The 6502-nt window shown below is 69.3% G+C and carries 8 protein-coding genes; 2 read left to right on the forward strand and 6 right to left on the reverse strand.

Annotation, left to right across the window (positions count from 1 at the left end):
* The 3 genes from VD972_RS10920 to VD972_RS10930 all read right to left on the reverse strand — a co-directional run.
* Positions 1-556, reverse strand: a 556-nt coding sequence (locus VD972_RS10920; RefSeq protein WP_324984960.1) for a class I SAM-dependent methyltransferase, incomplete at its 3' end; no start/stop codon positions are given.
* Between the two features lie 24 nt (positions 557-580).
* The gene (locus tag VD972_RS10925; RefSeq protein WP_324984962.1) at positions 581-1282 is read right to left on the reverse strand and encodes a hypothetical protein; all 702 of its coding nucleotides are present in this window, start codon (positions 1280-1282) and stop codon (positions 581-583) included.
* A 75-nt stretch (positions 1283-1357) separates the two neighbouring features.
* Positions 1358-2263 carry an NmrA/HSCARG family protein gene (locus VD972_RS10930; RefSeq protein ID WP_324984964.1) on the reverse strand — a complete coding sequence of 302 codons (906 nt, stop codon included), beginning with the start codon at positions 2261-2263 and terminating at the stop codon, positions 1358-1360.
* A gap of 240 nt (positions 2264-2503) precedes the next feature.
* Between VD972_RS10930 and VD972_RS10935 the strand changes: the two genes are divergently transcribed.
* Together VD972_RS10935 and VD972_RS10940 are read left to right on the forward strand one after the other, a co-directional pair.
* A complete protein-coding gene (locus VD972_RS10935) occupies positions 2504-3829 on the forward strand; it encodes a hypothetical protein (RefSeq protein ID WP_324984966.1) in 1326 nt (441 codons plus the stop codon).
* Positions 3830-3908: 79 nt separating this feature from the next.
* Positions 3909-4529 carry a hypothetical protein gene (locus VD972_RS10940; RefSeq protein ID WP_324984969.1) on the forward strand — a complete coding sequence of 207 codons (621 nt, stop codon included), beginning with the start codon at positions 3909-3911 and terminating at the stop codon, positions 4527-4529.
* 14 nt (positions 4530-4543) lie between these two features.
* Here the strand turns inward: VD972_RS10940 and VD972_RS10945 are convergent, their stop codons facing one another.
* From VD972_RS10945 to VD972_RS10955, 3 genes are all read right to left on the reverse strand, one after another.
* Positions 4544-4951: a DUF2203 domain-containing protein gene (locus VD972_RS10945; protein WP_324984972.1), complete on the reverse strand. Its 408-nt coding sequence runs from the start codon at positions 4949-4951 to the stop codon at positions 4544-4546.
* A 128-nt stretch (positions 4952-5079) separates the two neighbouring features.
* Positions 5080-5892 carry a hypothetical protein gene (locus VD972_RS10950; RefSeq protein WP_324984974.1) on the reverse strand — a complete coding sequence of 271 codons (813 nt, stop codon included), beginning with the start codon at positions 5890-5892 and terminating at the stop codon, positions 5080-5082.
* Positions 5893-5962: 70 nt separating this feature from the next.
* Positions 5963-6502: c-type cytochrome (locus tag VD972_RS10955; protein ID WP_324984976.1), on the reverse strand; the 540-nt coding region annotated here is incomplete at its 5' end.

Below are 6502 nucleotides of genomic sequence, written 5' to 3' on the forward strand. Positions count from 1 at the left end.
CCACCCCGCCGGGCCGCAGCACGCGGTAGATCTCCCGAAGCCCGTCCATGGGGCTCTCGATGTGCTCGAGGGTGTGCTTGGCCGTGACGATGTCGAACGAGGCATCCGGGAAGGGCATCTTCGCCAGCGAGCCACGCTCGGCCTGGAAGCCGCGCTCGCGGCACAGCTGGACGGCGAACTCCGAGAGATCCAACCCCATCTCCGCCAGCCCCAGGGACTTCGCCGCCGCGAGCACGTAGCCCGCCGAGGCCCCCACATCCAACAGGCTGCGCGCGTGAGGCGCGAACTCCAGGCACGCGAGGATCTGCCGCCGGCACTTGCGCACGCGGTGATCCCACCGCTGGAGGTAGCCGGCGCGGTTGAAGCGGAAGTAGTTCTCCTCGTACGCCTCCCCCAGCCCGGGGACCTGCTCCTGCTTGTAGATGAGGCCGCACCCGGCGCAGCGGCCAAAGCGCAGCTCGGGGTAGGTGATGACCTCACGCGCCTCCGTGGCGCCGCAGACGGGACAGGAGGTGAGGAAGGGAACTCGGGCCAGGGTGCTTGGCGGGGTAGACATCGCGGGAGGGGCGCAGCGTACCTCTCAGTGAACCTCGAAGGGGATGCTCAGCATGCCGAACTGCTCGCCGGTGGTCGCGTCTACCAGCTTCACCTTCAGGGTGGCGCGGTCGGCGACCAGGATCGGATCCTCGAAGAAGAGGAACCCCTCACGGGTCTGGCCAGCCTCCAGCGGGCCCTCCTGGAGCGCCAGGCGCAGCATGTCCGAAGACGGGATGGCCGCGGCGTCGAAGGCGGAGGGGCAGGTGTAGCAGGGGGGGGGAGTGTACGGAGGAACCTCCGTGCCGCTACCGCTGTACGTGATGCCGCGATCATTGCTCGGGCCGGGCAGAGGCCGGTGCGAGGGCTTGGGCGGAACGACGTTCACCGGCCGGGCAGGCCGCCAGCGGGTGGCCCGCGCGCTCATGATCTTGCCCAGGTCCTTCGGGTTGCGCGCGACGTAGAGCTCCTTGGCCTCGAGCTCGAAGCCCGCGTATTGGATGCTGAGCGGGCGGCCGCTGTGGTTCTCCAGCTGGATCTGCATCAGCGTGAAGTGGCGCTCGAGGTCCCCCGGCTGGCCTTTCCAGCTGGAGCCGTAAGCGACCAGCCGGACACCGTGTTCACCCGTGACAGCGGCGTTCCCGTCTTCCGACAGGGGGACTGCCCCTGCCTGGGGACGAAGCTTCCCCTCCTGGGTGCAGCCCACCGTGAGCAGCAATGTGACGAGCCCGAGCCAGTGCGTCCGCATGGAGACCTCCGAGAGATGCCGCCCATTGTAGAGAGCCCTCTCTGGAAGGCCTAAACATGCTTGCGCGGCGGCGGCTCAGTGCGCTCCCAGCTCAGTCTCGACGCGGGTGGCGCTGCCGACGAAGCTCCAGTCGCGGAGGCGGGCCCACTCCTCGAAAGTGCGCCAGCCCACCTCCGGGTACTCGTGGCGCAGGGTGAGGACGTCAGCATGGTAGCCCACACGGTCCAGCCACTCGAACATCTGCGCCAGATCGTCGCTCTGCTCGCCCAGGATGGAGAGGGGGACCTGCTGGTAGTGGACGCGGTGTCCGCTCACGTACGAGAGCAGATCCGAGGCCTGGTGTCCTGTCACCTCGTCCGAGGCGACGTCGATGCGCTCACCGAAGAAGTCCTCGGGAGTGGCGATCACCCGGCCGAAGAAGCGGGCCAGATCCTCCACGGCCACCATCTGCAGGCCGCGGGTGGGGGGAAGCCCCATCGCGAGCATCCCGTGCTCGAGCCCCTCGCGGAACGTGGGGCCGGTGAAGTTCTCCATGAAGAAGGTAGGGCCCACGATGGTGTAGGGCAGGTTGGAGCGGCGCAGGTAGCGCTCCACCTCGTGCTTGCTGTCGAAGTGGGGGATGCCGGTGAGCCGGTCCGCGCCCGCCACCGAGGAGTAGATGAAGTGCCGGACGCCGGCCCGCCTCGCCGCGTCCACCAGGTTCATGCCCTGGCGCACCTCGGCGTCGGGCCCCGCCTGAAAGGGCGTGCCCATGGCGAAGAGGGTGTCCGCCCGGCGAGCGGCATCCTCGAGCGAGGACACATCCTCGAAGTCCCCCAGGGCCAGCTCGATCCCCAATTCCTCCAGAGCCCGCGCCGCGGGAGAGTCTGGCTGGCGAATGAAGGCGATGACGCGATAGCCCCGGTCACGAAGGTGGCGGGCCAGCGCACCCCCTTGCTGGCCGGTGGCTCCCGTAACCAGGACGGAGCGAGGGAAGTCCATGAGCGTTACCTCCGCACAACTGTTCCCTGTAAGCTGCGTGTGCTCCACGAGGGCCGCGAGCACCTACCTGATGCCTGGATGGACTCCAGGCAGGCCTGAGCGGCACGGGGTGGAGTCGCTGGAGACCCGGTCGGGTGTTGGGGGGAAATTGGATTGTGCTTGGACGTTCGTACAGCATCCAGGGAAGCATGGTAGGGGGTCTCCGGCCACGACCTCTTTCAAGCCAATTCTGGGAGTGCCATGGCGAAGGACAGATTCTGGGCGGGTTCCAGCATGGCGACTCCCGGCGAGGTGAGCTCCTGGAGGGCTGCACCTGACGGTGACGGCGCGGATGAGCGTCACAAGGGCGCTTCCCGGGAGAGCGCCGAGGAGCAGGAGGGCGATTCGCTCGGCCCCGAGGGCACGGGCCCCGCGGGCGCTTCTGTGGAGACGCTCGTCAGCGAGGATCTGCAGGACACCTACGTTCTGTTGCTGGATGCGGGCGCGGGCAAGGGTGTGCCGTGGGTGAAGGACGTGCCACCGTCCTGCTACCTGGAGACGAACGTCACGGTGGCGGCGCAGCTGCGATCCTCCGAGCTGCCGCCGCTGAGCCTCCCCGAGCCAATGACGATCCCCGAGGGGAGCACCCTGCGCTGGGAGACGCTCGGCGAGGGGCAGGGCGCCCAGGGGCGGCTCCACGAGGTGAGCCGGCTCGACGTGCAGCTGATGCGCGTCACCACCACCTCCGTGCGCGGACAGGTGGAGGATCCGTTCGCGGGGCTGCAGCCGCTCGGAGAGGGAGAGAAAGTCCAAGACAGCACGCTGCCCGTGCTGGAGCGCTCGCTGGGGCGCACGGCGGATCTGGATCTGGGGCGCGAGGGCACGCTGTCGGCCTACCAGCAGTTCGTGAGCACCGGCGCCGTGCCGCTCGCGGACCCGGAGGGCGGGGTGCTGCGCTCGGGGCGCGTGGCTGTCTTCACGCAGCAGCGCGCGCCCGGGCAGGAGCTGAGCTTTCTGCGCCAGTTCCGCCGGCTGGACACGGAGAGCGTGCTGAACGTGCAGTGGTCGGCCGAGTACGACGATGGCAGCGTGGAGGTGCGCGCCTCGGCTCGCTTCACCGGGCGCATGGTGCTCTGGCATGTCCACATCGACTCCGCCGGGCAGCAGACGCGGGGAGATCTCTCCGTCGTCTTCAGTCACCTGTCGCCGGAGACGGTTGCCGCGCTCGCGCGAGGCCTGCGCGGCGAGGCGGAGGGGCTGGAGGGACGGTGGCACGCCGAGCTGCTGCTGGCTGACCAGGAGGTGATGCTGTGGCGGGACCTGGCGCGCCTGCGGGTGTGCGAGCGCAACGGGATGGAAGGGGCCCGGTTCGAGCGAGAGGCTCGGACGGAGGCGATGGAGCTGTGGGAGGGGGAGGTGGGGCTGCAGACGCTGGCGCTCGCGCGGACTCCGGACGAGGTGGGTGACATGCTCGTCCGCCTGGGCAACACCGCCGAGTCCGCCGCCGAGGCGCTGGCCCGGCTCATGATCGATCTCGGGGCCCCGCTGGAGGGCACGCTCCGCATCGCGCCAGCCCAGTCCACCTGAGCCTCACGGCAGGTGTCGATGGGCAACGCTTCAGGGGCCTGTCCCTCTCTCCGGCGTTGCAACACGCCCGAGGCGTGACATGGTCGCTGCCCTTATGAGCAAGCGCGACAAGTCGCCCTCCTCCGAGCTGGTTGCCGCCGCCGAAGCGCTGGATGCCCAGCTCACCCGCTTCGAGTCTCTGGCGGACCAGTTCCGCAAGTCCCCGCTCAACTCCGAGAAGAGCCTGGAGCGTGCCTCGAAGCTGCTCCAGGACGTGGCCGAGCAGGACCAGCAGCTCAACGCGAGCGTGAGCGCGCTCGTGGCGGCCGTGACGGCGACGAGGGACAGGCAGCAGGTGCAGGCCGAGTCCGTCAACGCCCGCGCCCAGGAGCTGCAACAGCGCGCGGACACCTTCAAGAGTCTGCTGGATCGCTATGGCGCCCTGGGGCAGAGCGCCGCGGAGCTCAACCAGCGGATGCAGGAGTTCGCCGCGCAGCGCGCCCAGGCCCAGACGGCCGAGCAGAGCACGGAGGTGCTGGCCACGCTGGATGCCCTCAATGAGCGCATGGGGCAGGTGGCCGATGAGGCCCAGGCCGTGACGCGGCTCTCCGAGGAGCAGGACTTCACGGACATTGGACGGCAGGCGGACTCGCTGCGCCAGCAGCTGCTCTCCGCGCGCAACAAGCTGCAGCTGCTGCGCAAGGGGCTCTCCTCGTCCTGAGGGGAGGCCAGGTGTCAGCTGAGGTACGTGGTCGTGAACGCGCCCGGATTGTCGATGGGCCGGCGGCCCGTGAAGCCCGTCTCCAGCTCGTGCCAGTGCGACACCGAGGGCTCGCCGAAGCGCCAGCACAGGTACACCGTGCGCCCCTCGAGCTGGGCGCGGAAGTCCACCAGCCCGTCAGCGGCCTTCACCTCGATGCCCATCTCCTGGAGCTGAGCCAGCTCCGTGCGGATCTGCTGGAGGAGCTCCTCGTGCTCCTCGCGGAGCAGCTCGCTGTGCGCGTCACGCGTGCCCTGGAGCTGAAGCAACTCCAGCTCGGTGGACAGCTTCTGCGCCTTTGCCACCCACGGGCGAACCCGCTCGAAGAGCTGGGTCAGCAGGGGGATGAGCCGGTTTGCCTCTTCCACTCCGAAGTAACGCATCGCCTCCAAAGCATGCCGGGAAGTCGTCCCGGGATGCCAACAGGATGCGCGGAAATATGACGCGGAGTTCTCCCCTGTCCGGGGTTTCTTCGCCCACAGGGAAGACCGGGCTGCGCCGCGTCCGAGCCCTACCCTCGGAGGAGGGCGCGCAGGTGCTCGTGCTGCCACCGCAGGGCCGCTTCGAGCAGCGGGAAGGCGCGCTCCCGCTCGAGGAACTCCGGCGAGTGCGAGGAGGGACAGCTCCCAGGCTCCTCTGGGAAGAGCTGGTGCAGCATCGCGTGGAAGACGACGGCGTCCACGACGAAGGCGGGGACGTGAGGCTGGTCCAACGCGGGGTGGAGGCGGATCTCCCGCAGCCGATCGTCGTAGATGCCCAGGCGGATCGTCTTTCGCTGCTTTCGCCCGGGGCGCCGCGCCCAGCCGATGTCCACCTCGATGTGGCCTTGGAAGTGGGTGGTGTTGAGGCGCTCGTAGATGGCGCGCAGGTCGAAGCACTGGCCGCGGGACTTCAGGGGAGCGCCTGGCCGCCGGGTGTGGCGTACCCGGTCTCGTTTCCCTCGGGTGTACTCCTCCAGCAGGGCCTGGGCGCGTGCATCGCCGCGGCCCACGAAGGCGGCGATGGCGCGCACCACGGGCTCGGGCGCGCCGAGGAAGAGGTGGTGGACGCGCAGACGCAGCTCCTCGGGGAGACGGCGGAAGCTGACCAGGGTGGCGCGGTTGTCCGTGAGGGTGAGGTGGACCGGGAGCTTCAGCAGGGTGGACAGCTGGTGCGCCAGCTCAGCAGCGTGAGGCAGGGCCTCGGTACGGGCGGGCAGCGGGCGCTGCTCGCCTGGAGAGGGAGCGGGCTCGGGAGTCTCGGGCAGCCGACGGCGCTCCGGCGCGGGGCTCGAAGCCGCCGGCACGTCGAACAGCGTGAGCTGCATGGGCGAGCGCAGGCTCATGGCCTGGAAGTTAGGTCCAGTCCCGGCCAGTTCCCAGCCCTATGGGGGCCGGGAGTCCACGGCCCGACGCTCAGAGCCCCAGGAATGCGAGCAGCGCGCCCAGGTCTTCGTCCGACAGGGCCTCGAGGCTGTAGAGCGGCATGGCGCCGCCGACGCCGAAGAACTGGCCGTGCCGCACCTTCTCGATGACCACGAGCTGCTTGGGCACGCCTGGGAAGATCTCGCCGTACTCCTCCACCACCTCGGGGAGGATGGAGGCGAGCTGCGTGAGGCGCCCCTTTCCTGTGTGCGTCTCGCCATGGCACGTCTGGCAGGCCGCGCGGTACACCTCGGCGCCGCGGCCGGTGTCGCCTCGCGGCACGTCGTTGATGTCCTTCACCACGGTAAGGGGCAGCGCCGGGGCCTGACGGTTCGGGCTGATCTGCACGAGGTACTCGTACAAGGCGCGGGACTTCGGGTCCTCCGGAGCCAGCGGCGAGACTCCGCGCATGAAGTTCACGTAGCAGAAGTTCACCGCGTCCAGCAGGTTCGCCTCGTAGCCGCCCCACCAGCTCGGGCGGAAGGCCGAGTCGTAGAGCGAATAGCCCGCGTGGATGAGCCCAGGCTCCGG

Source organism: Hyalangium sp. (assembly GCF_035629615.1).
Classification (GTDB): Bacteria; Myxococcota; Myxococcia; order Myxococcales; family Myxococcaceae; genus Hyalangium.